Annotated in this window: 25 protein-coding genes and 3 tRNA genes; 9 read left to right on the top strand and 19 right to left on the bottom strand. The window is 61.4% G+C overall.

Annotated features, from left to right (window positions below):
- Positions 1-3: 3 nt before the first annotated feature.
- From queE to LU684_RS29205, 16 genes are all read right to left on the bottom strand, one after another.
- Entirely contained in the window at positions 4-651 is a 648-nt protein-coding gene (gene queE, locus LU684_RS29280; protein ID WP_016488649.1) for a 7-carboxy-7-deazaguanine synthase QueE, read from the bottom strand.
- Between the two features lie 168 nt (positions 652-819).
- Positions 820-1,626 (bottom strand): tol-pal system protein YbgF, encoded by an 807-nt coding sequence (gene ybgF / locus LU684_RS29275; protein ID WP_016488650.1) that lies wholly within the window; start codon positions 1,624-1,626, stop codon positions 820-822.
- 6 nt (positions 1,627-1,632) lie between these two features.
- Positions 1,633-2,133, bottom strand: coding sequence for a peptidoglycan-associated lipoprotein Pal (gene pal, locus LU684_RS29270; RefSeq protein WP_012273762.1), 501 nt, complete (start codon positions 2,131-2,133; stop codon positions 1,633-1,635).
- A gap of 54 nt (positions 2,134-2,187) precedes the next feature.
- Entirely contained in the window at positions 2,188-3,459 is a 1,272-nt protein-coding gene (gene tolB / locus LU684_RS29265) for a Tol-Pal system beta propeller repeat protein TolB (protein WP_012273763.1), read from the bottom strand.
- 26 nt (positions 3,460-3,485) lie between these two features.
- Positions 3,486-4,604 (bottom strand): cell envelope integrity protein TolA, encoded by a 1,119-nt coding sequence (tolA, locus tag LU684_RS29260; protein WP_016488651.1) that lies wholly within the window; start codon positions 4,602-4,604, stop codon positions 3,486-3,488.
- Positions 4,604-5,056 (bottom strand): protein TolR, encoded by a 453-nt coding sequence (tolR, locus tag LU684_RS29255; RefSeq protein WP_012273765.1) that lies wholly within the window; start codon positions 5,054-5,056, stop codon positions 4,604-4,606. The genes tolA and tolR overlap by 1 nt, the downstream gene beginning before the upstream one ends.
- A 14-nt stretch (positions 5,057-5,070) precedes the next feature.
- A complete protein-coding gene (gene tolQ, locus LU684_RS29250; protein ID WP_008090219.1) occupies positions 5,071-5,766 on the bottom strand; it encodes a protein TolQ in 696 nt (231 codons plus the stop codon).
- A gap of 2 nt (positions 5,767-5,768) precedes the next feature.
- Complete coding sequence (gene ybgC / locus LU684_RS29245) at positions 5,769-6,221, bottom strand: tol-pal system-associated acyl-CoA thioesterase (RefSeq protein WP_016488652.1); 453 nt, start codon at positions 6,219-6,221, stop codon at positions 5,769-5,771.
- A gap of 125 nt (positions 6,222-6,346) precedes the next feature.
- Positions 6,347-7,393 carry a Holliday junction branch migration DNA helicase RuvB gene (gene ruvB / locus LU684_RS29240; protein ID WP_016488653.1) on the bottom strand — a complete coding sequence of 349 codons (1,047 nt, stop codon included), beginning with the start codon at positions 7,391-7,393 and terminating at the stop codon, positions 6,347-6,349.
- Complete coding sequence (gene ruvA, locus LU684_RS29235; RefSeq protein ID WP_016488654.1) at positions 7,390-8,007, bottom strand: Holliday junction branch migration protein RuvA; 618 nt, start codon at positions 8,005-8,007, stop codon at positions 7,390-7,392. Before ruvA ends, ruvB begins: the two co-directional genes overlap by 4 nt.
- A 109-nt stretch (positions 8,008-8,116) precedes the next feature.
- Complete coding sequence (gene ruvC, locus LU684_RS29230; RefSeq protein ID WP_016488655.1) at positions 8,117-8,641, bottom strand: crossover junction endodeoxyribonuclease RuvC; 525 nt, start codon at positions 8,639-8,641, stop codon at positions 8,117-8,119.
- 188 nt (positions 8,642-8,829) lie between these two features.
- On the bottom strand, positions 8,830-9,576 hold the full coding sequence (locus LU684_RS29225) for a YebC/PmpR family DNA-binding transcriptional regulator (protein WP_016488656.1): 747 nt from the start codon (positions 9,574-9,576) through the stop codon (positions 8,830-8,832).
- Positions 9,577-9,689: 113 nt separating this feature from the next.
- Complete coding sequence (gene aspS / locus LU684_RS29220) at positions 9,690-11,465, bottom strand: aspartate--tRNA ligase (protein ID WP_016488657.1); 1,776 nt, start codon at positions 11,463-11,465, stop codon at positions 9,690-9,692.
- 93 nt (positions 11,466-11,558) lie between these two features.
- Positions 11,559-11,780 carry an FmdB family zinc ribbon protein gene (locus LU684_RS29215; RefSeq protein WP_003254776.1) on the bottom strand — a complete coding sequence of 74 codons (222 nt, stop codon included), beginning with the start codon at positions 11,778-11,780 and terminating at the stop codon, positions 11,559-11,561.
- A 92-nt stretch (positions 11,781-11,872) separates the two neighbouring features.
- The gene (locus tag LU684_RS29210) at positions 11,873-12,202 is read right to left on the bottom strand and encodes a ribbon-helix-helix domain-containing protein (protein WP_016488658.1); all 330 of its coding nucleotides are present in this window, start codon (positions 12,200-12,202) and stop codon (positions 11,873-11,875) included.
- Between the two features lie 228 nt (positions 12,203-12,430).
- Positions 12,431-12,904, bottom strand: a complete 474-nt coding sequence (locus tag LU684_RS29205; RefSeq protein ID WP_003254783.1) for a Dps family protein — start codon at positions 12,902-12,904, stop codon at positions 12,431-12,433.
- 280 nt (positions 12,905-13,184) lie between these two features.
- On the opposite strand from LU684_RS29205, the gene LU684_RS30560 reads away from it, so the two are divergent.
- The gene (locus LU684_RS30560) at positions 13,185-13,778 is read left to right on the top strand and encodes a cold-shock protein (protein WP_016488659.1); all 594 of its coding nucleotides are present in this window, start codon (positions 13,185-13,187) and stop codon (positions 13,776-13,778) included.
- A 56-nt stretch (positions 13,779-13,834) separates the two neighbouring features.
- On the opposite strand, the gene LU684_RS29195 is transcribed toward LU684_RS30560, so the two are convergent.
- Both LU684_RS29195 and LU684_RS29190 read right to left on the bottom strand, forming a co-directional pair.
- Positions 13,835-14,041 (bottom strand): SlyX family protein, encoded by a 207-nt coding sequence (locus LU684_RS29195; protein ID WP_016488660.1) that lies wholly within the window; start codon positions 14,039-14,041, stop codon positions 13,835-13,837.
- 1 nt (position 14,042) lies between these two features.
- Positions 14,043-14,462, bottom strand: a complete 420-nt coding sequence (locus LU684_RS29190) for an HIT domain-containing protein (protein ID WP_060519886.1) — start codon at positions 14,460-14,462, stop codon at positions 14,043-14,045.
- Between the two features lie 684 nt (positions 14,463-15,146).
- On the opposite strand from LU684_RS29190, the gene LU684_RS29185 reads away from it, so the two are divergent.
- From LU684_RS29185 to LU684_RS29175, 3 genes are all read left to right on the top strand, one after another.
- The gene (locus tag LU684_RS29185) at positions 15,147-16,427 is read left to right on the top strand and encodes an OprD family porin (RefSeq protein ID WP_016488662.1); all 1,281 of its coding nucleotides are present in this window, start codon (positions 15,147-15,149) and stop codon (positions 16,425-16,427) included.
- 159 nt (positions 16,428-16,586) lie between these two features.
- Positions 16,587-18,302: a proline--tRNA ligase gene (locus tag LU684_RS29180; protein WP_232895316.1), complete on the top strand. Its 1,716-nt coding sequence runs from the start codon at positions 16,587-16,589 to the stop codon at positions 18,300-18,302.
- Positions 18,303-18,322: 20 nt separating this feature from the next.
- Positions 18,323-19,276 carry a hypothetical protein gene (locus LU684_RS29175; protein WP_060519884.1) on the top strand — a complete coding sequence of 318 codons (954 nt, stop codon included), beginning with the start codon at positions 18,323-18,325 and terminating at the stop codon, positions 19,274-19,276.
- Between the two features lie 27 nt (positions 19,277-19,303).
- On the opposite strand, the gene dinB is transcribed toward LU684_RS29175, so the two are convergent.
- Positions 19,304-20,362 (bottom strand): DNA polymerase IV, encoded by a 1,059-nt coding sequence (dinB, locus tag LU684_RS29170; RefSeq protein WP_232895318.1) that lies wholly within the window; start codon positions 20,360-20,362, stop codon positions 19,304-19,306.
- Between the two features lie 219 nt (positions 20,363-20,581).
- Here dinB and LU684_RS29165 point away from each other — a divergent pair.
- The 5 genes from LU684_RS29165 to LU684_RS29145 all read left to right on the top strand — a co-directional run bounded on the left by LU684_RS29165 (position 20,582) and on the right by LU684_RS29145 (position 25,278).
- A tRNA-Met gene (locus LU684_RS29165) sits at positions 20,582-20,658 on the top strand.
- A gap of 134 nt (positions 20,659-20,792) precedes the next feature.
- Positions 20,793-20,869: transfer RNA gene (locus LU684_RS29160), tRNA-Met, on the top strand.
- Between the two features lie 135 nt (positions 20,870-21,004).
- Positions 21,005-21,081 (top strand) — tRNA-Met (locus LU684_RS29155).
- A gap of 262 nt (positions 21,082-21,343) precedes the next feature.
- On the top strand, positions 21,344-23,986 hold the full coding sequence (gene mprF / locus LU684_RS29150; RefSeq protein WP_016488666.1) for a bifunctional lysylphosphatidylglycerol flippase/synthetase MprF: 2,643 nt from the start codon (positions 21,344-21,346) through the stop codon (positions 23,984-23,986).
- Positions 23,986-25,278, top strand: a complete 1,293-nt coding sequence (locus LU684_RS29145; protein WP_016488667.1) for a virulence factor family protein — start codon at positions 23,986-23,988, stop codon at positions 25,276-25,278. The genes mprF and LU684_RS29145 overlap by 1 nt, the downstream gene beginning before the upstream one ends.
- Positions 25,279-25,807: the final 529 nt, after the last annotated feature.

Here is a 25,807-nt window from a genome sequence, read left to right as displayed (position 1 = left end):
CAATCAACGTCCGGGTTCGTCGTTCCACAGCAGCTTGTGCAACTGCAGCTGGAAACGTACGGGCAGGTTGTCGGCAACGATCCAGTCGGCCAGGTCGCTTGCGCTCACCTGGTGGTGGCTTGGCGAAAACAGCACCTCGCCGGCGCGCTCGGCCAGGTTGTACTGGATCAACTTGGAGACAGCCCAGTCATAGTCCTCGCGCGAGCAGATGACGAACTTGACCTGGTCGTTGCGGGTGAGCTGCTCGATGTTCTCGTAGCGGTTACGGTGGGACTCTTCCGACCCAGGGGTCTTGAGGTCGACCACACGGCTGACGCGCACATCGGTGCCCGAGATATCCAGGGCGCCACTGGTCTCCAGCGAGACCTCATAGCCGGCGTCGCACAGTCGTTGCAGCAACGGCAAGGCATTCGGCTGGGCCAGCGGCTCGCCACCTGTCACGCACACGTAGCGAGGCTTGAAGCCGGCAACCTGCTCAAGGATCGAATCGAGGGTACGAACAGTGCCGCCAGTGAAGGCATAGGCACTGTCGCAGTACTGGCAGCGCAGGGGGCAGCCGGTAAGGCGCACGAATACGGTGGGCAGGCCAGCCGTTCGCGTTTCACCCTGCAAAGAGTAAAAGACTTCTGTGATGCGTAATGTGTCTTGCATGCTCGCCACGGGCGTGACAGCTAAACAGGCTGTCCGCCTCCGTCAGGCACTGTCGCGGACTCGACATGGCGTTATCCGCAGCAGCGTGTTTACGAAAAAAGGGCAGTGATTCTAACGAAAAAACCCGCGACTGGCGCGGGTTTCTTTCGAGCGGTACAGCTGCAGGGCTCAGAGCTTCTGCAAGTCACGCTGGGCCAGCTGCGCGGCGGAGGTGCCGGGGTACTGGGTGATGACCTGCTGCAGGATGCCCTTGACCTTGTCGGTGTGGCCCATGCGGCGCTCGACATCGGCCAGTTTGTACAGCGAATCCGGCACCTTGCTGTGCTTGGGATACTTCTGGCTGACCTGGGCGAAGGCCTGGCTGGCAGCCGGAAGGTCGCCTTTGGCCAGGTTCACTTCACCCAGCCAGTACTGGGCGTTGCCGGCGTACTGGCTGTTGGGGTACTTGCGCAGGAAGGCATTGAAGGCCTGGCTGGCCTTGTCGAAGTCTTTCTGCTTGATCAGGTCGAAAGCAGCATCGTAGTAGAGCTTTTCTTTCGCGGGATCACCAGGCTCGCTACTGGCGGCCGGTTGTTGCGCAGCAGCACCAGCTGCTGCAGCGGGGGCGGCATTTGAAGCACCACCACCGGAGGAATTGTCAGGGGTCGCGGCAGGTGCAGCGCCACTGTTGATGCGACGGTCCAGGTCCTGGTATCGCTCCAGGTTTTCCTGCTTCATGCGCGACACATCGTTCTGCAGCTCTTCGATGATGCCTTGCTGGCGGGAAAGCTGGTCCTGCATCTGTTGCAGCTGCATGAACAGCTGGCCCTGTGCAGAGGCAGGGGCCGAAGCCCCTGACCCGGCATAGGCGCCGCTCGTGCCATAACCCACAGGCGGATAGCTGCCTGCGTTGTCATCTACTACAGGGACCTCAGCCCAGGCCGCGAGCGGCAGGCTGAGTGCGAGGACGGTTACTACACGGCGGCACATACGCATAAGAACTTACTTACGCAGTTCTACGCGACGGTTCTGAGCCCAGGATTGCTCGTCGTTGCCAGTGGCAACAGGACGCTCTTCACCGTAGGAGACCAGTTCCAGCTGAGCAGGGGAAACACCCTGCAGAACCAGGTAGCGTTGAACGGCCTTGGCACGACGCTCACCCAGAGCCATGTTGTACTCGCGGGTGCCGCGCTCGTCGGTGTTGCCTTCCAGGACAACGCGGTTGCCGTTGGACTTCAGGTCCTTGGCGTGAACGTCCAGAGCGCGCATGGCTTCTGGCTTCAGGTCCGAGCTGTCGTATTCGAAGTAGAAGGTGGTGATTGCGCGCAGGGCGGCTTCTTCGCTCAGGGAGCCGTCAACAGCGCCAGTGTTGGCACCGTAGCCAGCGTTCGGATCTACAGCAGCGCCTTCGCCTGCGTTGTCACCGCCCTTCGAGGAGCAACCTACAGCTACAGCCATGGCCAGAGCCAGCGCAGCGAATTTACCAAACTTCAGCATTTCCATCGTGAAACTCCTAATGAAACCCCAGTGTGTTAAGCAAAACGTATTACGCCGCAATCAGTTCAGGTAAGGGGACCAGGACGGTTCTCTGACTTCGCCTTGAGCGGTAGGAAGTGGGAGCCTCACGCGGCCATTAAGCGACACGAGCATCAAGACTCCCCGGCCCTGCTGGCGGGTGGCGTAGATTAGCATGGTGCCGTTTGGCGCAACAGTGGGAGACTCATCAAGACTTGTTTCCGAGAGAATCTTTACACTTCCGCGTTGCAAGTCCTGTGCCGCCACTTTGAAGTTGGTAAAGCCCTGTTGGCGATGGATCATCACCAGGGTCTTTTCGTCAGCCGACAGTTTCGGGTTGGCGTTGTAGTTACCCACGAAGGTGACGCGCTCGGCACCACCACCGCTGACCGATTGTTTGTAGATCTGCGGCTTGCCGCCACGGTCGGACGTGAAGTAAAGGGTATTGCCGTCTTTACCCCAGAACGGCTCGGTGTTGATACCCGGGCCTGCGGTAACTCGGCTGATCTGGCGCGACGCCACGTTCATCACATAGATGTCAGGGTTGCCGTCCTTCGACAGCACGAACGCCAGGCGCGAACCATCAGGCGACCAGGCTGGCGCACCGTTCAGGCCTTCGAAGTTGGTCACCTGCTCGCGGCGGCCAGTGTCGATGTTCTGAATGAAGATGCGCGGACGCTTCTGCTCGAACGACACATAGGCGATACGCTTGCCATCCGGTGCAAAGCGAGGCGACAGGATCGGCTCGCGCGATTGCAGCAGGGTGACCGCACGCGCACCGTCGTAGTCCGAACGCTGCAGCGTGTAGCGGGTGTTGTTGGTGGAGAAACGCTCGGCGGTCACGTACAGCATACGGGTTGAGAACGCGCCCTTGATGCCGGTGAGCTTCTCGAACGACTGGTCGGCAATGTAGTGCGCCATATCACGCAACTGGTCGGTGCTGCCCGCCACGCTACCGGTCAGCACTTGCTGCTCGGTGGCGACGTTGAACAGCGCGTACTGTACCTGCAGGCGACCGCCGGACGGCACGATGCTGCCAACCATCACGTACTGGGCACCCAGTGCTTTCCAGTCACGGAAGATCACTTCGCTGGCCTGCGACGGCTGGCTGATCATGTTCTGCCGCGGAATCGGCGAGTAGTACCCGGAGTTGCGCAGATCGTTGCCGATGATATCGGCAATGTCTTCGGGCAGCACGCTGCCGCCCTGCAAGCCGAACGGCACTACCGCGATGGGTGTTGCCCGGTCGCTGCCGCTGGTGACCAGGATGTTCTTTTCCTCTGCCACCGCCATGCCTGCCACGCAGCAGAGCATGACCAGCAGTCCTCTCAGACGTTTAATCACAACGCTAGATCCTCAGGTGTAAATGTCATCTTGAACGAACGATATTGGTTGAAATCGCTCGGCTTCATACCCTGCATCTCGGTCAAACGACCAATGTTCTTCACCGCAGCCACCGCCGAACTGTCATACGGGCCGTCACCACTGGAACGGGCCACGCTGACACTGGTGATGGTGCCGTCCGGCAACATGTTGATCTGCAGGACCACCGTCATGCCCTTGCGCGCGGAAGGCGGACGTGCCCAGCCCTCGGCCGCGCGCATGCGGATCAGGTCGTCGAAGTCGCCGGCCACCTGGTCACCCTGCTCGTCGGCCAGCGCCTGCTGCCGCTCGGTGGTGTCGGACAACAGCTCGGCCAAGGCCTGGGCTTTCTTGTCTTCTGCCGCCTTGCGGGCCGCTTCCTGTGCCTTTTTCTTCTGGGCGTCTGCAGCGGCCTTTTTCTTGGCCTCTTCAGCTGCCTTTTTCTTGGCGTCCTCGGCCGCCGCTTTCTTCTTGGCGTCCTCGGCTGCTTTCTTCTTGGCCTCTTCGGCTGCCTTTTTCTTGGCGTCCTCGGCGGCTTGCTTCTTCGCCTCTTCAGCGGCCTCTTTCTTGGCCTCTTCTTCGGCTTTTTTCTTGGCTTCTTCCTCGGCCTTTTTCTTGGCGATGTCGGCCTGCTGCTTCTCGGCGGCCTTCTTAGCCTCTTCGGCCTTCTTGGCTTCTGCGGCTTTCTTGGCCTCGGTAGCCTTGGCGGCTTCGGCAGCCTTGGCAGCGTCCTCGGCTTTTTTCGCCTCGGCGGCTTCGCGAGCCTCTTCGGCCTTTTGAGCGGCGTCGGCCTTCTTTTGTTCCGCGGCCTTCACGGCCTCCTGTTCGACCTTCTTCTGCTCCAGTTGCTCGACCTCGGTCTGGCGCGAAGCGGTTTTCTTCGCCTCCCCGGCAATCTTCTGATTGGTCTGGGTGGTCGCCTGGCTCTTGGATTTGAGCTGGTACAGGGTAGCCTGAACAATCGGCTTGGAAGGCGGCAGTTCTGGCGTCATGGCAAAACTGACGAACAGCATGGCGAACACCAGCACATGCAGGCCGATGGCCCAGACACTGGGCCAGAAGTAGCTTTCCGAGGCGGATGGCTCTCGCTGTTGCATCAGGGCGCCTCGGTAATCAGGCCAACGTTACCGACACCGGCCTTCTGCAACCCGCCCATGGCACCCATGACCGCGCCATAGTCGACAGCCTTGTCGCCACGAATGAACACCTGGGTTTGCTTGCCCTGGTCACGGCCGGCAGCAATGATCTTGGTCACGGCATTGGTCATGTCAGGCAAGGTCATGGCCTTGTCCATCTGCTTGTCGGTATCGACTTCGCTGCCAAGGTTCCAGTAGTAGGTTTTGTCGGCCTTGATGGAAATGGTGAGGATCTGGACGTTGTTGTCCTGCGGCAAGGCTTCACTGGAAACCTTGGGCAGGTCGACCTTCACGCCCTGGTTGAGCATGGGCGCCGTCACCATGAAGATGACCAGCAGCACCAGCATCACGTCGATGTAGGGCACCACGTTCATCTCGGCGACGGGCTTGCGTTTGTGGCGAACTCGGGCCATGGGCTTCTACCTGATTACTCTTCGCTGGTGTGCACTTTGCGGTGCAGGATCGCCTGGAACTCGTCGGCGAAGGTGTAGTAACGACCGATCAGCACTTCGCTGCGCGCGGCAAAACGGTTGTAGGCGATTACCGCCGGGATTGCTGCAAACAGGCCAATGGCGGTGGCGATCAGCGCTTCGGCGATCCCCGGGGCAACGGTTGCCAGGGTGGCCTGCTGGGCACTGGCCAGGCCGCGGAAGGAATTCATGATGCCCCATACGGTACCGAACAGGCCGATGTACGGGCTGGTGGAACCGACAGTGGCCAGGAACGGCAGGCTCTGCTCGAGTTTTTCTTCCTCGCGCGAGATGGCAACGCGCATGGCACGGCCAACGCCTTCCATGACCGCGTCAGGGTCAACGCCCGGCTGCTGACGCAGGCGCGAGAACTCTTTGAAGCCGGCACGGAAGACCTGCTCCACGCCAGAATCCGGGTCGGGGTTGCTGCCTGCCTGGCGGTACAGCTTGGACAGGTCGATGCCCGACCAGAAGCGCTCCTCGAAGGCATCCAGCGCACGACGACCAGCGCGCAGCATGGTGCTGCGCTGAAAGATCATGATCCATGAGGTGACCGAGGCGGCCACCAGAATCAGCATTACCAGCTGTACCACCACGCTGGCATTGCTGACCAGACTCCACATGGAGGTATGGTCGACGACGTTAGCTTCCACGCTTATTCTCCTGCATTCGATTGATTACCCGAGCCGTCCGCCGCAAAGGCGTCGCGCAGCTGGGGGGGTATGGCTCGGGGTTTGAAAGTGTCGGCGCGCACGGCGGCCACCAGGAACTGCCCTTCGCAAAGCAGCGTTTCATCCTTTTCCCGCCAGACCTGCTGTACAAAACGCAGGCTGGCGCGATTGAGTTCAAGTACGTGCGCGGTCACCCGCAATTCGTCATCCAGCCGCGCCGGCGCGTGATAACGCGCTTCGCTGGAATGGACCACGAACAGCAGGTTGTCTTCAGCCAGCTGCGACTGGGAAAACCCCAGGTGCCGCAAGCGTTCGGTGCGCGCGCGCTCCATGAATTTCAGGTAGTTGACGTAATACACCACACCGCCCGCATCGGTATCTTCGTAATAGACGCGACAACGGTGTGCGAACGGTTCGAGCTGATTTTGCGCGCGCATACTCTAGTGCTTACTCCTCAGCTTGCCAATCCGCTGTGGCAACTGTTTTTTCTTCATTAATGTCTTATTGCCAGCGCACCCTTGGCATGCCAGCGGTAGGACCACGAAAAGTCGCTTTTGATCTGTCATTCATCGCCTGGCTCGGAAAAATCACCGCCCTCCCCCAAACGCCCGGGAATATTCAGGCCAAAGTGCAGGTAGGCATGCCGGGTGACCACGCGACCGCGCGGCGTGCGCATGATGTAGCCCTGCTGGATCAGGTACGGCTCCAGCACATCTTCGATGGTATGGCGCTCTTCGCTGATGGCCGCAGCCAGGTTGTCCACCCCTACCGGGCCGCCATCGAACTTCTCGATCATGGTCAGCAGCAGGCGGCGGTCGGAATGGTCGAAGCCACGTTCGTCGACATCCAGCAGGTTCAGCGCCATGTCGGCCACGGCCTTGGTGATCTGGCCCTTGCCGCGCACCTCGGCGTAGTCGCGCACGCGGCGCAGCAGGCGGTTGGCGATACGCGGAGTGCCACGGGCACGTCGGGCAATCTCGTAGGCGCCCTGGTCTTCGATGACCAGGCCAAGGATGTTGGCCGAACGGCTGACGATGGTGGCCAGGTCCTTGTCGCTGTAGAACTCCAGGCGCTGGACAATACCGAAGCGGTCACGCAACGGGTTGGTGAGCATGCCGGCACGGGTGGTAGCCCCTACCAGGGTGAACGGTGGCAGATCGAGTTTGATCGAGCGGGCCGCCGGGCCTTCGCCGATCATGATGTCGAGCTGGAAGTCCTCCATGGCCGGGTAGAGCACCTCTTCGACAACCGGTGACAAGCGGTGGATCTCGTCGATGAACAGCACGTCGTGCGGTTCGAGGTTGGTCAGCATGGCTGCCAGGTCGCCGGGGCGCTCGAGGATCGGCCCCGAGGTGCTTTTTACCGACACGCCCATTTCATGGGCAATGATGTTGGCAAGAGTAGTCTTGCCCAGCCCGGGCGGGCCAAAAATCAGGGTGTGGTCAAGCGACTCGCTGCGGCCACGGGCGGCCTGGATGAACAGTGCCATCTGCTCGCGCACCACCGGCTGGCCGATGTAATCGTCCAGGCTCAGCGGGCGAATCGCACGGTCCTGGACCTCTTCGCGGTCGCGGCCACTGGCGGCAATCAGGCGGTCGGCTTCGATCACTTGGTAATCATCCCTTTCAGGCTGCGGCGGATCAGCTCTTCACTGCCAAGGCCGGCCTTGTCCTTGATCGCAGCGATTGCCTTGCTCGCTTCCTGCGGCTTGTAACCCAGCGATACCAAAGCACTGACGGCATCTGCCTCGGCGCTGGACTCGCTGGCGGCTGGCAACGGGCCATCGGACACCAGGGTGAACATGGCCGGCGAGGTTTCCCAGGCCTTGAAACGGTCCTTGAGCTCGACCAGCAGGCGTTCGGCGGTTTTCTTGCCGACGCCGGGCACGCGCACCAGGGCCGACGTGTCCTGGGCCTGCACGCAGCGGACCAGCTCGTCGACTTCCAGGCCGGACATCAGCGCCAATGCCAACTTGGGACCGACGCCATTGAGCCGGATAAGCTCGCGGAACAGCTCACGCTCGCGCTTTTCGGCAAACCCATAGAGCAAGTGGGCGTCTTCGCGCACGACCAGATGGGTGTGCACGGTGACGGGTTCGCCCACCTTGGGCAGACGGTACAGCGTAGTCATGGGAACTTCCAGTTCGTAACCCACGCCGTTGACATCGATAATCAGGTGCGGCGGCTGTTTCTCCGCCAGGGTGCCGCGCAAACGTCCAATCACGTTCCGATCCTTCCTCTCGGGGAGCCGGTCAAAGACCGCTCAACCCTATCAGCAAATGCAACGGGTGAACGCATCACCCGCACAAAATGTGTATCAGCGCATGAAGCGCCTACAGACGCAAGCGCCCGCCGCGCCGCCGCGCCGTGGCCAGGCCATGGGGCACCAGGCTGGAACGGGTGTGGGCGTGGCACAGGGCGATAGCCAGGGCGTCCGAGGCGTCGATCTGCGGCTTTTGCGTCAGTTTCAGCAGGTGCATGACCATCATCATCACCTGCTCCTTGTTGGCCCCACCGGTGCCAGCCACCGCTTGCTTGACCTGGGTGGCGCTGTATTCAGCGATTTCGAGCCCGGCTTCGGCGGCAGCGACGATGGCCGCGCCGCGTGCCTGGCCGAGCTTTAGCGCCGAATCGGCATTGCGGGCCATGAACACCCGCTCGATGCCCATGGTCACCGGTTCGTGCTGGGCGATGATTTCACTGACACCACGAAAAACGATCTGCAGCCGCTCGTGCAGCTCGCCGCTGCCGGTGCGGATACAGCCCGACGCCACGTACTCGCAACCACGGGGGGTCTGGCGTACCACGCCATAGCCAGTGATGCGCGAGCCGGGGTCGATACCAAGAATCAGAGTCATAGTGCCTGTCGTTCAAAGCTCACGGTTCAAGACCATTAGGGCCGCTGCGCAGCCCATCGCCGGCAAGCCAGCTCCCACAAGTACAGTGCAGGCCTTAAGAAATGCACTGTACCTGTGGGAGCTGGCTTGCCGGCGATGGGCTGCGCAGCGGCCCCAATAGCAGCCTTGACGCGAAGGGTCAGGAGACCTTAGCCGATATTTTCCATGATCTCGTCGGAAATCTGGGCATTGGAGTAGACGTTCTGCACGTCATCCAGGTCTTCGAGCATGTCGATCAGCTTGAGCACCTTTTCAGCACCGTCCTGGTCGAGCTCGGCGCTGGTGGTCGGCTGCATGACGATTTCCGCGTCCGCAGCCTTGAAACCCGCCTCTTCCAGGGCATTGCGCACGGCGTAGAAGCTGTTGAATGAAGTGAACACGTCGAACGAGCCGTCATCGTTGGCCACCACATCGTCGGCATCGGCTTCCATCGCCGCTTCCATCAACGCGTCTTCTTCCACACCCGGGGCAAAGCTGAGCTGGCCTTTGCGCTCGAACAGATAGGCCACCGAACCGTCAGTGCCCAGGTTGCCGCCACACTTGGTGAAGGCATGACGCACGGCGGCGGCGGTACGGTTGCGGTTGTCGGTCATGGCTTCGACCATGATCGCCACGCCACCCGGGCCATAACCTTCGTAGCTGAGCTCTTCGACGTTGTCGCTTTCATTGGTGCCAGCACCACGGGCCACGGCTCGGTCGATGATATCGCGGCTCATGTTCGCGCCCAGGGCCTTGTCCAGTGCCAGGCGCAGGCGCGGGTTGGATGCCGGGTCAGGGCCGCCCTGCTTGGCAGCGACCGTGAGCTCGCGGATCCACTTGGTGAAGACCTTGCCTCTCTTGGCATCCTGGCGCTCTTTGCGGTGCTTGATGTTCGCCCACTTGGAATGACCAGCCATAACGACTCCGAATCCTTTGAATCACAAACAGCCCCGCCCCTGTACGGGGCGGGACGGGAAAATACCTGCGCCGAAACGCAAAGGCGCATCCATGTGGATGCGCCCGGGACCGCTTACTCGACCTTGGTCTGTTCGCGCAGTCGAATGTGCAGCTCGCGCAGGGCCTTGGCGTCGACCAGGCCAGGGGCCTGGGTCATGACGCACGCGGCGCTCTGGGTTTTCGGGAAGGCGATCACTTCACGGATCGACTGGGCGCCGGTCATCAACATGACCAAGCGGTCCAGGCCGAAGGCCAGGCCACCGTGAGGTGGCGCACCGAACTTCAGGGCGTCGAGCAGGAAGCCGAACTTCTCTTCCTGTTCTGCTGCCTCGATGCCCAGCAGGCGGAATACTGCCTGTTGCATCTCTTTACGGTGGATACGGATCGAACCGCCGCCCAACTCGGTGCCGTTCAGGACCATGTCGTAGGCACGCGACAGCGCGGTGGCCGGGTTGGCTTCGAGCTCTTCCGGCGTGCACTTCGGCGCGGTGAACGGGTGGTGCAGCGCGGTAAAGCTGCCGTCTTCGTTCTCTTCGAACATCGGGAAGTCGACGACCCACATCGGCGCCCACTCGCAGGTCAGCAGCTCGAAATCGTGACCCAGACGGATACGCAGGGCGCCCAGGGCTTCGCTGACCACCTTGAACTTGTCGGCACCGAAGAACACGATGTCGCCGTCTACAGCGCCAACGCGGTCGAGGATGTTGTTGAGGTTGGCCTCAGGGATGTTCTTGACGATAGGCGACTGCAGGCCTTCGACACCCTTGGCGCGCTCGTTGACCTTGATGTAGGCCAGGCCCTTGGCACCGTAGATGCCGACGAACTTGGTGTACTCGTCGATCTTGCTGCGCGGCATGCTGGCACCGCCTGGCAGGCGCAGAGCGGTCACGCGGCACTTCGGATCGTTGGCCGGGCCTGCGAACACCTTGAAGTCGACATCCTTCAGCTGGTCGGCAACGTCGACCAGTTCCAGCGGGTTACGCAGGTCTGGCTTGTCGGAACCGTAACGGCGCATGGCCTCTTCGAAGGTCATGTGCGGGAATTCGCCGAATTCCAGGTCCAGCACTTCCTTGAACAGCTTGCGGATCATGCTCTCGGTCAGGCCCATGATCTCGCTTTCATCGAGGAAGCTGGTCTCGATGTCGATCTGGGTGAATTCCGGCTGGCGATCAGCACGCAGGTCTTCGTCACGGAAGCACTTGGCGATCTGGTAGTAGCGGTCAAAGCCGGCGACCATCAGCAACTGCTTGAACAGCTGGGGCGACTGCGGCAGCGCGAAGAAGCTACCGGCGTGGGTACGGCTTGGCACCAGGTAGTCACGCGCACCTTCCGGAGTGGCACGGGTAAGGATCGGCGTTTCGACGTCGAGGAAGCCGTTGTCGTCCATGAAGCGACGGATGCTGCTGGTGATGCGCGAACGCAGGCGCAGCTTTTCAGCCATTTCCGGGCGACGCAGGTCGATGAAACGGTAGCGCAGGCGGGTTTCCTCGCCGACGTCGGAGAACTCGTTCAACGGGAACGGCGGGGTTTCCGCCTCGTTGAGCACGGTGAGCTGGTAGCCGAGGATCTCGATGGCACCGGAAGCCATGTTGGCATTCACTGCACCTTCTGGACGCTTGCGGACCTTGCCGGTGACCTGTACGACATACTCGCTGCGCACGCGGTCGGCGGCGGCGAAGGTTTCGGCGCGATCCGGGTCGAACACGACCTGGGCCATGCCTTCGCGGTCACGGATGTCGAGGAAGATCACCCCGCCGTGGTCGCGGCGACGATGGACCCAGCCGCAAAGGGTGACTTCCTGGCCGTCCAGGCTCTCGTTCAGTTGGCCGCAATAATGGCTGCGCATCATGATGGTGGTTTCGCTTCTCGTGATTCGTGTATTCGGTGGAGGCCTTGGCCGCCCAGAGGGCTAATACTGCAAGACCCGGTCACAGCATTCAACTCAGTCGGCTTTGTCGCCGCCTGCCAGATTCTTTTTCGCCCCGGTCTTGAAGTCGGTTTCGTACCAACCATTACCGCTCAGGCGGAAGCCTGGCACCGACAGCAGCTTCTTCAGCGCCGGCGCCTGGCAAGCCGGGCAATCGGTCAGCGGCGCGGCGCTGATCTTTTGCAGCACTTCCATGCGGTGCTCGCAGGACGCACATTGATAGTCATAAAGGGGCATGGGTGTCTCTCGTCAACCATAACGCTGGCTGCCAGGGCAGCAAAAAGCGGGATTATATATGGTTACCAAGCACTGCGCAGCCCGCCAGGCGATCAGCGCACACTTGGCGGGTCTTGCAGCCAGGCAACGCAGATTACCCGAATCAGCCCACTGAAGTTGCGCACTCCACCCTGGCGCAGGTGCACTTCGCGGTCCACGTAGGACAACACCGCACTGACCGAACAGCGGTTGGCGGCGGCGATGCGTTCCAGGATGCCCCAGTAGACGGCCTCCAGGCGCAGACAGGTGGAAAAACCGTTGAGCCGCACCGAACGCGACACCGGCTGCGTCTGCAACATATCGAAATCTGCCTTGAACGGATCAATGCACTGTTTTCCTGGCCAGCTTCCCTGACCAGCCACACGCTTGCTCGCTTGCATCATGCGCCCTACTTCCTCGTCACCGGTAACAGGTGACCAATGAAGCGCCGGGCGGCAGGTTTAAAGCAGCAGCAAAGTCTTCCCGCACAAACACTCGAGTCCTGAGCGCGAGGAAAACACTGCGGGAGCGGGCTTGCCCCGCGAACACCGGCAAAGCCGGTGCCATACACCGCGTGGCCTCATTCGCGGGACAAGCCCGCTCCCACAGGTTTTGTCACAGCGCTGGGGTATTTATTTCCCGTCGAGCAACACGCGCAGCATCCACGCGGTTTTTTCGTGAACCTGCATGCGCTGGGTCAGCAAGTCGGCGGTTGGCTCATCACTGACTTTGTCCACTACCGGGAAGATACTGCGGGCAGTTCGCACCACGGCCTCCTGGCCCTGGACCAGCTGGCGGATCATCTCGTCCGCCGGGGGTACGCCTTCCTCCTCCTTGATCGAGGAGTGCCGCGCATAAAATGCATACGACCCTGGCGCAGGGAAACCCAGTGCACGGATGCGCTCGGCAATCGAATCGACTGCCAGCGCCAACTCGTTGTACTGCTCTTCGAACATCAGGTGCAGGGTGCGGAACGACGGGCCGGTAACGTTCCAGTGAAAGTTATGGGTTTTCAGATACAGCACGTAGGTATCCGACAACAGGCGAGACAGCCCATCGACGATGGACTTGCGATCTTCTTCACTGATACCGATATCGATTGCCATTGAAGTTCCCCTTTCCATAAGGCTTGAGACTCAAGCGGACGCCGACCACTGTAGCAACACTTTACCCGCACCGCCTGTGACATGGCGCAACACATCGCCCACTGAGGCCTGCGGTTTGAGTAGCCTTCGGCTTTGCTGTTAAATAGGCACCGTGCCACCCGTGCGGACTGTTATTGCCGGGTGCATAGGCTGGCTTGTCACGTGTTCGCGCTTTACACCTCATGCGCACCGTACTGCCCGCTCTTCCTGTGATCGGCCTTATCAACTGTGAGCCAACCCCATGTTCAAGATCGTCCATCTGGTGACGGGCGTGGCAGCCTTGCTGCTATCGCTCATACCCAGCCTGAAAACCGATGCGACACCCTTCCTGCAACAACCCGACGCGGTTTACCTTGCCCTGCTCGGCCTGCTCAACCTGGTCCTGGCGCCGGTCGTGCCGCTGTACTACCGCGGCGCCCGCCAGCAGTTGCAACACCTTGCCTGCGCCCTGCTGGTGGTGGCGGTGGTGCTGCAAACCCTGACGCTGCTGGCCCGCCCGGAAATGGGCAACCTTGCTGCGCTGGTCTGTGCGGCACTGGCTGTGGCCCTGCACCTGGCTGTGGGTTTTGCCCGCAGCCCGCGCAAGGCACGCAGCAGCCAGCATGCCGCCCAGGATGCTGGCAACCGTGATACCGGCACGGTGAAGTGGTTCAACACCTCGAAAGGCTTTGGTTTCATCTCCCGCGATTCGGGCGATGACATCTTTGTGCACTTTCGTGCCATACGCGGCGAAGGCCACCGTATCCTGGTCGAAGGCCAGCGCGTGGAGTTTTCGGTGATGCACCGGGACAAGGGCCTGCAGGCCGAAGACGTGGTTGCGGTAACACGCCGCTAACCTGTGCAGGAGCGGCCTGGCGCCGCTCCTGCCAGGGTTTCTGTTGCTTCAGGACATCAGTAATGAGGCGGCGGCGCCTCTTCCCCTTCGCTGCCGTACTGGCCGACCATCTCTTCATGACGCTTGATCAGCTCGGCCACCTGCAATTGCAGCCGCTCGATCACCCGCGCCTGCTCGACCATCACGTCATTCAGCGCCTGGATAGTGTCATCCTGAAACGCTTGCCGGGTTTCCAGTTCAACAATACGCAATTCCAGTGACATGTCAGGCCTCCTGGTAGCCAGCAAGTTGCAGCCCACGCAGGCGCTGGCGGATGGCCTGCAACTGGTCTTCGCTGTAAGCCACAGCAGGGCACTTGCCCCAAACCGGTGCCGGCCAGGCGGCGTCGTCCCGCTGGCGTACGATCACGTGCATGTGCAACTGGCTGACGACATTGCCCAGCGTGGCCACGTTCATCTTGGCGGCGCCGTAACTGGCCTTCAGCGCTTCAGCCAGAAGGGTGGTTTCCTGCCACAACTGGTGCTGCTCCGCCGCATCCAGCTCGAATACCTCGCTGATCCCGGCGCGCTTGGGTACCAGAATGAACCATGGGTAGTTGGCATCCTTGCTCAGCAGCAGTTGGCACAACGCAAACTCCCCAAGCACCAGGGAATCCTGCTGCAAACGCGAATCCAGGACGAACACGGCATATCTCCTTCAGAACCCGCTTCAAGCGGAAAACAGGCCTGCAAGGATACCTTGCACACTCCCGGTAACACAGCGCTACTTTTCGCACCAAAATGAAGCCACCTGCGCACCACCACCACACTTGCCCCCCCACAAATGACTCTGGTTTAACAAATAGCGGTAACACATTGACTTTCATGGCAGGTTTCTAAATTTTAATGATTCTCGACTCCAACACCCCCTCATTGTGCCTTCGACCCGTATTTACGGCACTTTCCGACCCTCGGTAGCAGGTTTTGTGAAAAATTCATGAACTGTTGCGAATTTTGAGCACGCTTGTTGCATTCCCTTCACGCCAAGTCGGCACGGCATCTGCAATGGCAGGTGTACGCGACAAATAACAACAGCGGCATTGGTTACCAGGGAGTTTCCCTAGCCGGAATCAGCACTTGCAGGTTCATCACGGCGAAAGGAACAACGCTGGCGTTTACACGCCCTATAAACCGGGGTGTGATTTGCGACATGGAAATACTTAAACGCGACACGGCAAAAAAGTTCCGTAAAGAGTCTTTATAGCCATATCGCCAACAACAGTCAGCGTGCTATACATTTTCGCCGACATAACAAGAAAGAGCTGCACCCTATAACTAAAACACTTGGGCGCGGCGGTACTCTTCCTAAAAACCAAAGGAGCAAATCACGATGCGCGTGATGAAGTGGAGCATGATCGCCCTGGCCGTTGCGGCAGGGACCTCGCAGTTGGCAATGGCCTCGGCACAAGACGAGTCCAAAGGTTTCCTCGAAGACAGCAAGCTGAACGTAAAAACCCGCATGCTGTACTTCAGCCGTGACTTCCGTAACAACGACAGCGGCAAGAGCCGCGTCGAAGAAACCGGCCTGGGCTTCCTGGGCACCTTCGAATCGGGCTTCACCCAGGGCACCGTAGGCTTCGGCGTTGACGCCATCGGCATGCTGGGCCTGAAACTGGACAGCGGCAAAGGCCGCGCCGGCACCGGCCTGTTCCCGACTGCCTCCGATGGCCGTTCGCAAGATGACTACTCCGAAGGCGGCGGTGCAGTAAAACTGCGCGTGTCCAATACCGTGCTGAAGTTCGGCGACCAGTTCACCGCCCTGCCGGTACTTGCCACCGACGACAGCCGACTGCTGCCAGAGGTTGCTGAAGGTGGCCTGATCACCAGCAACGAAATCGATGGCCTCACCCTGCACGCCGGTCACTTCACCGCCCTGAACGCCCAGGCCCAGACCTACCACGATAGCCTGCGCCTGACCGAGGCCAACGTCTTCGGTGGCACCTACGCCATCAACGACAACCTCAGTACCAGCGTCTACTACTCGCGCATTGAAGACCACTTCCGCAAGTGGTACGGCAACATCAACTGGGCGCTGCCGATCAGCGACAAGCAAGGCCTGGTGTTCGACTTCAACATCTATGACACCAAGTCCATCGGCGACAACCTGACCGGCGCATTCGTCAGCAAGGCTGACGGCAGCAACGAACTGGACAACATTGCAGCCAGCCTCTCGGCCGCCTACAACATTGGCGCCCACACCTTCACCCTGGCTTACCAGAAGGTCAGCGGCGACGGCGACTACGCTTACGGCGTCGACGGTGGCGGCACCATCTTCCTGGCCAACTCCGTTGCCCGTTCCGACTTCAACGCCGAAGACGAGAAGTCCTGGCAGGCACGCTACGACCTGAACTTCGCCGAATACGGCGTACCTGGCCTGACCTTCATGACCCGCTATGTTCGCGGCTCGGGCGCCACTACCGAAAGCACCAACAACGGCAAGGAATGGGAACGCGACGTAGACGTCAAGTACGTACTGCAGAGCGGCCCGGCGAAAGACCTGAGCTTGCGCGTGCGTCAGGCCACCTACCGCTCCAGCGACGGCGTTTACTACGGTTCGAGCTCGATCGACGAACTGCGCCTGATCGTGGAATACCCGCTGAGCATCCTGTAAGCCTGGCTTGCAGTGCCCCGCACTTGAAAAGCCCGGCGATCTCGCCGGGCTTTTTCTTGGCTGACAAGCGCCCCGCCCTGGGGCATCCTGTACGCCTTCGTTTCGCCCCCGTACAATGCGGGGCTATTTCAACGTCTTAGGCAATCGACACGGCTAACCATGCGCACCAGTCAATATTTGCTCGCCACCCAGAAAGAAACCCCTGCCGACGCAGTGGTCATCAGCCATCAGCTCATGCTGCGTGCCGGCATGATCCGCAAACTGGCCTCCGGCCTGTACACCTGGCTGCCGATGGGCCTGCGGGTAATGCGCAAGGTCGAGGCCGTGGTGCGTGAGGAAATGAACGCCGCCGGCGCCCTGGAAGTGCTGATGCCAAGCATTCAGCCTGCCGAGCTGTGGCAGGAGTCCGGCCGCTGGGAGCAGTACGGCCCGGAGCTGCTGCGCCTGAAGGACCGCCACCAGCGCGACTTCTGCGTTGGCCCGACCCACGAAGAAGTCATCACCGACCTGGCGCGTAACGAGCTGTCCAGCTATAAACAGCTGCCACTCAACATGTACCAGATCCAGACCAAGTTCCGTGACGAGATCCGCCCGCGCTTCGGCCTGATGCGTGGCCGCGAATTCATCATGAAGGACGCCTATTCGTTCCATGCCGACCAGGCTTCCCTGCAGGAAACCTACGACCGCATGCATCAGGCGTACAGCAACGTATTCACCCGCCTGGGCCTGGACTTCCGTCCAGTGCAGGCCGACACCGGCTCGATCGGTGGCAGCTACTCGCACGAGTTCCACGTACTGGCCGACTCCGGCGAGGACGACGTAATCTTCAGCGACAGCTCCGACTACGCCGCCAACATCGAGAAGGCCGAAGCCATCCCGCGTGAAACCGTGCGCCCTGCCCCTACCGAGGAGCTGCGCCTGGTCGACACCCCGGACGCCAAGACCATCGCCCAGCTGGTGGAAAACCATGGCCTGGCGATCGAAAAAACCGTCAAGACCCTGATCGTGCGCGGAGCCGAAGAAGGCAAGCTGATTGCCCTGATCATCCGTGGCGACCACGAACTTAACGAAATCAAGGTCACCAAGCTGGAACAGGTTGCCGACCCGCTGGTCATGGCCACCGAAGCCGAACTGCGCGACGCCATTGGCGCCGGTGCCGGCTCGCTCGGCCCGCTGAACCTGCCGCTGGAATGCATCATCGACCGTTCGGTTGCCCTGATGAGCGACTTTGGCATTGGCGCCAACATCGATGACAAGCACTACTTCGGCGTCAACTGGGAGCGCGACCTGCCGGTTCCACAGGTCGCCGACCTGCGTAACGTGGTCGAAGGCGACCCAAGCCCGGATGGCCAGGGCACCCTGGTGATCAAGCGCGGCATCGAAGTGGGCCACATCTTCCAGCTGGGTACCAAGTACAGCGAGGCGCTGAAGTGCCAGGTACTGGGCGAGAACGGCAAGCCGGTGGTTCTGTCGATGGGCTGCTACGGTATCGGTGTGTCCCGCGTGGTCGCCGCTGCCATCGAGCAGAGCTATGACGACAAGGGCATCATCTGGAACGATGCCCTGGCGCCGTTCCAGATCGCCCTGGTACCGCTGCGCTACGAAACCGAGGTGGTTCGCGAGGCAACCGACAAGCTGTACGCCGAACTGACCGCCGCCGGCTTCGAAGTGCTGCTGGACGACCGCGACAAGAAGACCAGCCCAGGCATCAAGTTTGCCGACATGGAGCTGATCGGCATCCCACACCGCATCGTCGTCAGCGATCGCGGCCTGGCCGAAGGCAACCTGGAGTACAAGCACCGCACCGAGCAGGACGCCCAGGCGTTGCCGCTCAATGAAGTGCTGAGCTTCCTGCAGGCCCGCGTTCGCCGCTGATAACCAATGCACGAGTGATCATGTTCAAGCGAAGTACCTTTACCCTGGGGGGCGCCGCACTGTGCGGCGCCCTGCTCGTCAGCGGCTGCGCCAACCAGATGTCCCAGCGCAGCGACCATGAGGAGCGCGTCGAGCGCAAATTGCTCGAGCACACCCTGCAGATCGATGTCGGCGAGCCGAAGGTGATGGAGCTTCCGCAACGGCGTGTGCGCGTGCATGAGCAAAAGCGCTTCGAAGTCACCGAGTTCGAAGTCACCCGTCGCTACGACCGTTACACGCCCTACCAGCCCTGGCGGGAGGTCTACGAGATCCCGCTGGGTGCAGTGGCCGTGGTGGCGGGCGTTGGCGCCAATGTGGTCAACGTCTTTACCTTGGGCAACCTGCCGCAAAGCATCACCCACGACTGGCTCAGCTACGGCGTGGACGGGCTCAACCCGTTCATGAACGTGCCGTCCAACGGGCGTGCCCAGCAGAACCTCGCAGGGATCAGCGAAGTGCAGAAAGGTAAACGCGAGGAGTCCACCAGCGTGCCCTGGAGCGAACGCCTGGTCGAGGTCAAGGCCGGCAAGATGACCCACGAACTGACCACCGACAGGAACGGCGTACTGCGTTTGAACCTGCTCGACAGCCCGTTCTCCGAGCAGAACCTCAACCACGTCGGCACCCTGCACCTTCAGGTACTCGATGAAGACAACGCCGTACGGGGTGATGCCAGCCTGCTGGTCAGCGCCACCCTGCGCAACAAGCTGCTCGAAGCCCATGAGCTGATCTTCGATGACCTTGAGGATGACGATGTTGGCCAGTGGGTACACCGGGTCAAGCGTCTGTCGGAGCTGGGCCTTGAAGAAGAAGCCAGTGAAATGGAACAAAGCCTGATCGAACTGACCCGCAACGATCCGGAACTGCAGCAGGAGTTTCTGCAATCGCTGACCAAGGCCACTGGCCGGTTGGTGGCAGACCCCGGCGCGCAGTAAATGAAGGGGCCGCGATGCGGCCCCTTCTTATTCAGGCGTAAACAACTCCAACTGCTCATGCGCCCCGCGCATATCGCGCAGCCTTACCCCTACCCCCAACAAGCGCACCGGCTTGCCACCACGGGCAAACGCCTGCCCCAACAGTTGCCGATAACTTTCAAGGTCCCGCCCAGCCCCTGCCTGCTCCATGGTGGTCTGGCTGAAGTCGTGGAACTTGACCTTGACGAACGGCTTGTCCGGCCGATAACTGCTGTCCATACGGGCGATACGTTCGTGAAGGCTTTCCAGCAGCTCAGGCAACCGCGCCAGGCAACTGGCCAGGTCCGGCAGGTCAGTGTCGTAGGTGTTTTCAACGCTGACTGACTGCCTGCGGCTGTCATTGTGTACGGCGCGCTCATCAATACCCCGCGCCAGCCCCCACAAACGCTCGCCAAAGCTGCCAAACTCACGCACCAATGCCAGGCGTGACCATTCCCGCAGATCAAGGCAGGTTTCGATGCCCAGCCGTGCCAGTTTATCTGCCGTCACCTTGCCCACCCCATGCAGCCTGGCCACCGGCAGGGCGGCAACAAAGGCCTCCACCTCGCCCGGGGTAATCACGAACAGCCCATTGGGCTTGCGCCAGTCACTGGCAATCTTGGCCAGGAACTTGTTTGGCGCCACGCCCGCCGACACCGTGATATGCAAGGTGCGGGCGACGCGTCGGCGAATATCCTCGGCGATGCGCGTGGCGCTGCCCGAATACCACTGGCTGTCGCTCACATCCAGATAGGCTTCGTCCAGCGACAAAGGCTCAATCAGCTCGGTGTAGTCACGGAAGATCGCGTGGATCTCCCGCGAGGCCTCTCGATAGGCCTCGAAGCGCGGCTTGACGATCAACAGGTCGGGGCACAGCTTCAGCGCATGCCGTGACGACATGGCCGAGCGCACACCATAGGCACGTGCCTCATAGTTGCAGGTGGCGATCACCCCGCGACGCTCGGGCGAGCCCCCAACCGCCATGGGCCGCCCGGCCAGGCGTGGGTCGTCACGCATTTCGATCGCGGCGTAGAAGCAATCGCAGTCGACATGGATGATCTTGCGCAAGGACATGGATGGCCGTCAGCACTGTAAATTCATACAGATAGTATCGCATGCGCCCCACTGATACACCTCACCCTCGCCCTCACACGACAAACTGCCTGAAAGCCCCGTCGCGCCTGACCTGCTTGCTGCCAGCAAGCGCTAAGGGATTGAACAAAAAAGGTTTTTCCAATGAAACTGCTTGACACCCGGGCTTAAATCCGTACAATTCGATCTCACAGGCGCGGGATGGAGCAGCCTGGTAGCTCGTCGGGCTCATAACCCGAAGGTCGTCGGTTCAAATCCGGCTCCCGCAACCAGATTCAAGAAAAGGCCACTGTTCATACAGTGGCCTTTTTCTTTGCCTTCAAAAAAGTAACGCCGAAAAACCTTCGATAAATCAAAGCTTAGCGCTTGACACACCTTCAGAAAACTGTAGAATCCGCCCCACAGACGCGGGATGGAGCAGTCTGGTAGCTCGTCGGGCTCATAACCCGAAGGTCGTCGGTTCAAATCCGGCTCCCGCAACCAAGTTCAAGAAAAGGCCACTGTTAACCCAGTGGCCTTTTTCTTTGTCCGCTGAAAAAGCATCATCGGAAAAACCTCGAAAAATCAAAGCTTAGCGCTTGACATACAAGCCACACGCTGTAGAATCCGCCCCACTGACGCGGGATGGAGCAGCCTGGTAGCTCGTCGGGCTCATAACCCGAAGGTCGTCGGTTCAAATCCGGCTCCCGCAACCATATTCGTCAGAACAAACCTCGCCTGTCTAACAGCAGCGCGGGGTTTGTTGCGTTTGCGCTCGATGCTTTTCGTTGCTTCGATTTTCCCCCGGCCTCCAGCCAACCCGCAGGCTTGAGACATTGTGCCCAGGATGAACTATCTTTAACCCGGCCAGGCCGCTAAAAGCGCCTGAGCCCGGAGTAATATTGGATACGTTTTCCTAAGGGACTTTCACTTGGCCGTACCTCTCCTCTACCTCGCGCTGCATGGCCGGGGCAATCCATGACCTCTCACAACCCCGAACCTCCGGTGCCGCTCGCCTCGGCGCTACCCGGTGCCGTGCAGCGCCTGCCCTTGCTCGAACGCGTGAGCCGCTACCGCCAGCCCATCGGCCTGGTCGTGACCCTGGTGCTGTTCACCATGGCCTTGATTGCCTGCCGCCACCTGCTGAGCGAGCTGGATATCTACGCCTTGCACGATGCCATGCTCAGCGTGCCGGCCCAGTCGGTGCTGGGCGCCTTGCTGGCGACCGTGATCGGCTTTGTGATCCTGCTGGGTTACGAGTGGTCGGCCAGCCGCTATGCGGGCGTGAAACTGCCGGCACGCAGCCTGGTGCTGGGTGGTTTCAGCGCCTTTGCCATCGGCAACGCCATCGGTCTGTCGATGCTTTCGGGCGGCTCGGTGCGCTACCGCCTGTATGCACGTCAGGGGCTGGGGGCTGGCGAAGTCGCACGCATGACAGTATTTGCCAGCCTGTCACTGGGCTGCGCGTTGCCGCCCTTGGCCGCCCTGGCAACCTTGAGCGACCTGCCCGCAGCCTCGACCGCACTGGGGTTGGCGCCAGGCCTGCTGGCAGGTATCGCTGCCGCCGTGCTTGTGGCGTCTGCCCTGTTGGTGTTCGGCTTGTACCGCCGGCGCCTGGCCGAACAGCCGCTGGCCAATAACCTGCTGGTGCAACTGGGCCGCCGTACGCTGCGCCTGCCAGGCGCACGCCTGGCCGCCCTGCAATTGCTGATCACCGCGCTGGATGTGGCAGCAGCTGCCACCGTGCTGTACCTGTTGCTGCCCGAGGCCCCCCCCTTCGGCGCGTTTGTGCTGGTGTACCTGCTGGCCTTGGCCGCAGGCGTGCTTAGCCACGTACCGGGCGGCGTCGGGGTGTTCGAAGCTATCCTGCTGGCCGCCTTTGCCGACCAGCTCGGTGCCGCGCCACTGGCGGCCGCGTTGCTGCTGTATCGGCTGATTTATGTGGTGCTGCCACTGCTACTGGCGTGCGTGCTGCTGCTGGCCAATGAAGCCCGGCGCCTGCTGTTCGCACAGCAGGCCATCAAAGCCGCCTCCGGGATGGCCGCACCGATCCTGTCGATACTGGTATTCCTGTCCGGGATGGTGCTGCTGTTTTCTGGCGTCACCCCCGAAATCGACACGCGCCTGGAGCACATGGGCTTTCTGGTGCCGCACCGGCTGATCGATGCCTCGCACTTTGGCGCCAGCCTGATCGGCGTGCTGTGCCTGCTGCTGGCCCAGGGCCTGCGCCGGCGCCTGTCCGCCGCCTGGCTGCTGACCACCGTGCTGTTGCTGGTCGGCGCCCTGTTGTCGCTATTGAAGGGCTTTGACTGGGAAGAGGCTTGCCTGCTGACCTTCACCGCCGCCCTGCTGGCCCTGTTCCGTCGCTCCTTCTACCGGCCCAGCCGCCTGCTGGAGCTGCCGTTTTCGCCGGTGTTCCTGGTGGCCAGCGCCTGTGCAGTCGGCGCATCGGTGTGGCTGCTGCTGTTCGCCTACCAGGATGTGCCCTACAGCCACCAGCTGTGGTGGCAGTTCACCCTTGATGCCGATGCCCCGCGTGGCCTGCGCGCCGCCATGGGCAGTGCCTTGCTGCTGGCCGCCTTGGCGCTGACCTGGCTGCTGCGCACCGCGCCGCCGGTGATCCACCTGCCCGACGAGGAAGAACTGCAGCGCGCCAACCGTATTCTGCTGGCCTCCGACCAGCCCGACGGCGGCCTGGCCCTGACTGGGGACAAGGCGTTGCTGTTCCACCCCCGCGACAATGCCTTCCTTATGTATGCCCGTCGCGGCCGCAGCCTGGTGGCCCTGTACGACCCGATCGGGCCGGCCCAGGAGCGCGCCGAAATGATCTGGCAGTTCCGCGACCTGTGCGACCTGCACCACGCCCGGCCCGTGTTCTACCAGGTACGCGCGGAAAACCTGCCGTTCTATATGGACATTGGCCTGACTGCACTGAAGCTGGGCGAGGAAGCCCGGGTCGACTTGCGCCGCTTCGATCTCGAAGCCAAGGGCAAGGAAATGAAGGACCTGCGCTACACCTGGAACCGTGGTGGCCGCGACGGCCTGAGCCTGGAAATCCACGAGCCCGGCCAGGCCCCGCTGGCAGAGCTGAAGGAAATTTCCGATGCCTGGCTCTGCGGCAAGAACGTGCGCGAGAAAGGCTTTTCGCTGGGGCGCTTCAGCCCGGAGTACCTGCAGCACTTCCGCATTGCCCTGATCCGCTTCCAGGGTCGGCCGGTGGCCTTCGCCAACCTGCTGGAGACCCACAGCAACGAACTGGCCAGCCTCGACCTGATGCGTGCGCACCCCGAGGCACCGAAGCTGACCATGGAGTTCATGATGATCGGCCTGATCCTGCACTACAAAAGCCATGAGTATTCCCGCTTCAGCCTGGGCATGGTGCCGCTTTCCGGCCTTCAGCCGCGGCGTGGCGCGCCTCTGACCCAGCGCCTGGGCTCGATGGTGTTCCGCCGGGGCGAGCAGCTTTACAACTTCCAGGGGCTTCGACGCTTCAAGGACAAGTTCCAACCGGATTGGGAACCCCGCTACATGGCCGTGCCGGCCGGGCTCGACCCGCTGGTGGCACTGGCTGATACTGCCGCCCTGATTGCAGGCGGCCTGACTGGATTGGTGAAACGTTGATGACCCGACGCTTTTGGCTGTACCTGCTGGTTCCCCTGCTGCTGGCCGCCCTGGGGGGTGCGCTGGCGTTCTGGCTATGGACGCGCCCCGCCCCCGAAGCGCGCCTGGAGCAATTGAGCATCAATGGCACCAGCATCACCCGCGTGACCCCAGGTGTGCACCCCAAGGCCCGGGTGGCCATCGGTGTGCCACAGGATCAGGCGCTGACGGACAAGCAGCTGCTTGACCTGAGCCAGGCCGCTGAAGCCCAAATGGTGCAGGTGATTTTGCCGCCTAACGATTGCAGCAAGCAGCAACAGGCGATGGACCAGGGCTTGGCCGAGCTGCCAGAAAAGCCGACGTTGGTCGCCGGTATCGGCCCTGGCGCCGCCCAGGCCTGGCGCTGGCTGGCCAACCAGAACAATGACAAGGCCCGGGCCATTTCCGTGGACTTCAACCTGGAGCAACCTGGCTGCCAGTCCCCCCTGCCCAAGGCGGCTGCCCACGGCCACTGGAACGTCGCCTGGAACGACAACCCGGATGACGCCAGCGCCGCCTTCGTGCGCGACCAGGTCAACGCCGAAACCAGCATCAGCGATTACGACATCCATCTGCCCCAAGTGCTCAAGGCCCAGCTGACCCAGGCCCTGGTAGGTCACGACGGCAACGCCCTGGCCATCCCTGTGGTGGAAGTGCCGGCCGGGCAGACCACCGACACGGTCACCCTGTTCCTCTCCGGTGACGGCGGTTGGCGCGACCTTGACCGCGATGTTGCCGGAGAAATGGCCAAGCTGGGCTACCCGGTGGTGGGTATCGACACGCTGCGCTATTACTGGCAGCACAAAACCCCGGAGCAAAGCGCTGCCGACCTGTCCGAGCTGATGCAGCACTACCGACAGAAGTGGGGCACCAAGCGCTTTGTCCTCACCGGTTATTCGTTCGGTGCCGATGTGCTGCCAGCAATCTACAACCGCCTGCCGGTGGAAGACCAGCAACGTATCGACGCAGTGATGCTGCTGGCCTTTGCCCGCAGCGGCAGTTTCGAGATCGAGGTCGAGGGCTGGCTGGGCAAGGAAGGCCAGGAAGCACCAACCGGACCGGAAATGGCCAAACTGCCAGCCTCCAAGGTGGTGTGCGTGTATGGCGTGGAAGAGAGCGATGAGAGCGGTTGCACCGAAAAGACCGCGGTGGGTGAACGCCTGAAGCTGCCTGGGGGGCACCACTTTGATGAGAACTACCCGTCGCTGGCCAAGCGCTTGATTGGTGAGATCGAGACACGCCAAGGTAAATCCAGCGTCGCCGAACAGAACTGAATGTGCCTGAGCTCCGCGGAGCAGGTTGCGCATGGGATGGCACCGGCTTTGCCGGTGTTCGCGGGGCAAGCCCGCTCCCACAGTGATCGCGCTAGCGTTCAAGCATTGTGCAAGCCAGTTCCACAGGTATTACACGAGCCCTAAGCCTGCGCCGTACCTGTGTGGGGCTTGTCCCGCGAACACCGGCAAAGCCGGTGCCAGACACCGCGTTTCCCCGGTTTGTACCCAGGGCAAGCCTCCTCCCACAGTGATCGCGCCAGCTTTCAGCATTGTGCAAGCCAGTTCCACTGGTATTACATAAGCCCTAAGCCTGCGCCGTACCTGTGGGAGCGGGCTTGTCCCGCGAACACCGGCAAAGCCGGTGCCAGACACCGCGTTTTCCCGGTTTGTACCCAGGGCAAGCCTCCTCCCGCAGTGATCGCGCCAGCTTTCAAGCATTGTGCAAGCCAGTCCCACAGGTATTACATAAGCCCTAAGCCTGCGCCGTACCTGTGGGAGCGGGCTTGTCCCGCGAACACCGGCAAAGCCG

This window comes from Pseudomonas sp. NMI542_15, from assembly GCF_021283425.1.
In the GTDB taxonomy this organism is placed as follows: Bacteria; Pseudomonadota; Gammaproteobacteria; order Pseudomonadales; family Pseudomonadaceae; genus Aquipseudomonas; species Aquipseudomonas fortuita.
This window is presented reverse-complemented; position numbering and strand designations above follow the sequence as displayed.